This window comes from Streptomyces cahuitamycinicus (assembly GCF_002891435.1).
GTDB classification, from domain to species: domain Bacteria; phylum Actinomycetota; class Actinomycetes; order Streptomycetales; family Streptomycetaceae; genus Streptomyces; species Streptomyces cahuitamycinicus.
Genome location: NZ_POUC01000718.1, coordinates 1 through 2,452 on the forward strand (window position 1 = coordinate 1; position 2,452 = coordinate 2,452).

Annotated in this window: 3 protein-coding genes; all 3 read right to left on the reverse strand. The window is 73.9% G+C overall.

Annotated elements, in window-relative coordinates; genetic code table 11:
* Window positions 1–287: 287 nt before the first annotated feature.
* Complete coding sequence (locus tag C1J00_RS42010) at window positions 288–527, reverse strand: hypothetical protein (protein ID WP_102914064.1); 240 nt, start codon at window positions 525–527, stop codon at window positions 288–290.
* A 97-nt stretch (window positions 528–624) separates the two neighbouring features.
* Window positions 625–1,758 (reverse strand): effector-associated domain 2-containing protein, encoded by a 1,134-nt coding sequence (locus C1J00_RS42015; RefSeq protein ID WP_102914065.1) that lies wholly within the window; start codon window positions 1,756–1,758, stop codon window positions 625–627.
* On the reverse strand, window positions 1,755–2,452 hold a 698-nt coding region (locus C1J00_RS42020; RefSeq protein ID WP_146046388.1), incomplete at its 5' end, for an alpha/beta fold hydrolase. The genes C1J00_RS42020 and C1J00_RS42015, both read right to left, overlap by 4 nt.

Genomic DNA, 2,452 nt, shown 5'->3' on the forward strand with positions numbered 1-2,452 from the left:
ACCAGATCCTCGACACAATCCAGGACCTGCTGAACTGCTGGACCGGCACCTGCACCACCTGCCACCGCCCCCTGCCCACACGCCGCACCAGACGGCACCCCGCACACACCTAACGGAGTCCTACTAGTGCTGCGACCGGAAAGGTCTGCCGGAAAGCTTGCGGCGTCCGGTGCGGTGCATCGCAAGGCGGAGCATCGCCCGCGTACTGGATGTACTCGGGTGATGCGACGACGCGGCGATGTGCCGTGCCGGGCGTCGCAAGCCGGTGAACCTTTCCGGTCGCAGCACTAGTCGGCTCGGGCGCCGCCCTGGCCTCCTCCTTCGCCGCTCCTCGTGCTGCTGCGGGCACGCAGCACCTCGGCCAGCAGGCGTGTCGTGGGGGGCAGGGCGGGGAGACCGTCCACGGCGCTCAGGGGCAGCGCCGCGAGGTCCGCCAGGTCGGATTCCCAGACATCGGCCCGCGCGGGGGCGACGACCGGTACGGGTGCGGCGGCTCCGGCGTGGTTCAGAGCGGGCGGCTGGTCCAAGATGCTCCCCCTTCTCGCACGGTGGCACGCGATGCCCCGTGTCTTTCCATCATGGCCAATACCCCCCGGGGCGAAAACCGTACGATCACGCCACTGATCATCGGCGATCACGGCGACGCTCGGACGTGGCCGGCAATTCGCCCATCGCGGCGGCGAGTTCCTCTCTCAGTGCCGGATCGTCGTCGATGGACACCACGGCGTCGAACAGGTCCCACAGCGCGTCCGGATCCCGCCGGGCGAGCCCGCCGACCAGGTTGACGACATCGGTGCGTGCCTTGCTGTGACGGCGCAGTACGGCTGTGACACGGGGGTTCAGCGCGGAGACGACGGACTGTCGTTCGTCGGGGTCGTGCATGGCGGGGTAGGCGAGGAGGGCCTCCACCACCCGCTGCAACGCCGTGAGGGGGCGCGGTACGGCGGGCGGTCCGGCCGGGGGCAGGGTCTCGGTGCGGTCGGTGCCCTGGAGCCGGATCTCGGGATGCTGAAGGGTACGGCCCTCTTCCCTGAGGGCCGCGATGCGCGCCCGAACGGCCGGAAACAGTTCCTCCGGATCGGGCGGTGCCGGCAGCACGGCCGCGCGTTCGGCCAGCAGACCGAGCAGGACGTCGGAGAACAGGCCGGTGGCACGGACGGGATCGTTGGCCGCCGCCCGGCCCCGGCCCGCGGCGCGGAGCACGGTCTGCCGGTGCACATGATCGGGGCGGCCCACCGGCAGAGCCTCGGCGGGCAGCGCCGCCCGGAAGGCGAGGTCCTCCTCGAACGTCTCGCAGGCGTCCACGATCCACAGCTGCTCGCGCAGCCCGGGTACGGCGTCCCCCGCGTACCGGGCGAGCGCGGAGTCCAGGTCGATACCCACCTTGTCGTCGACGGCCGCGTCCGCGCAGAACAGCCGGAGCCGGCCGGACCTGTCCAGTACGCCGTGCCCGCCCCACCACACCCACAGCATGTCGCCCTGGGCCGGGGACAGTTCGCGTACGAGTACCCGGCGCAAGGTCGCCTGGTCCGCAGGCTCGTAGGGGACGTGCGGGTCGGAGGACGGCAGCGGGCTGAGGTGCAGCCGCAGGTTCGGCTCGGGAACCCCGGCGTCCCGCAGCAGCCGCCAGAACCGGACGGCGTCCCGGGCGGGCCCGGGCAGCCGCCAGGCGTCGCCGGCCTCGTACGCCTCGATCCCGACGACGAGGGCGTGCACCCGGGCGGGGTCGACGGACGGCCCGGGCCGGGCCCCGGTCACGGCAGGCGGTCCGCGATGTGGCGGTACACGGCCGGGTTCGTCCAGTAGGCGCTGTGCGCGGCGGGGAACGGCTGGCCGCTGTCGACGGCCACGTCGGTGACGCGGCCCCGGAAGAGGCCCGCGCCGACGTGGCCGAGCAGGTCGCGCGGGTCGTACAGGTTCAGCCAGGCGGGGACGTGCGGCGGCAGCGGTGCCGGGTGTTCGAGGGAGGGCAGGGACCCCGACTCGTAGAGGAACGGCCCTTGGGAGCCCGCGGTCACCAGGAGCCGGACCTGGGGCAGCGGGGCGGAGACCAGCGTGTCGAGGGCGATGATGCCGCCGAGGCTGTGGCCGACCAGGACGACGGGCGGCTCCAGGGCGGCGACGAGGGTACGCAGGCCCTCCCGGCACGCCGAACCCCGGCTCAGATAGCGCAGGATGTCGCCGGCGGCGGGGTGCGCCGCCTCGGTGAGGGCACGGCGGCGGCGCTCGACAGCGCGGACGGCCGCCGCTCCGGCCGTCCGCAGCAGGTAGGAGCGCAGCCCGCGCTCCGTACCCCGGGGCGGTACGCCGAGGGCCTCGGCGATCCGGGCGGTGACGGCGTCCCGGGTCTCGGCGACGGGCACGAGCGGGGAGTCGGCGTCGAGGGCGTCGGCGATGAGGCGGGCGGTCAGGCAGCGGGCGGCGAGGACCGCGAGGTCCGCCGGGTCGAGGG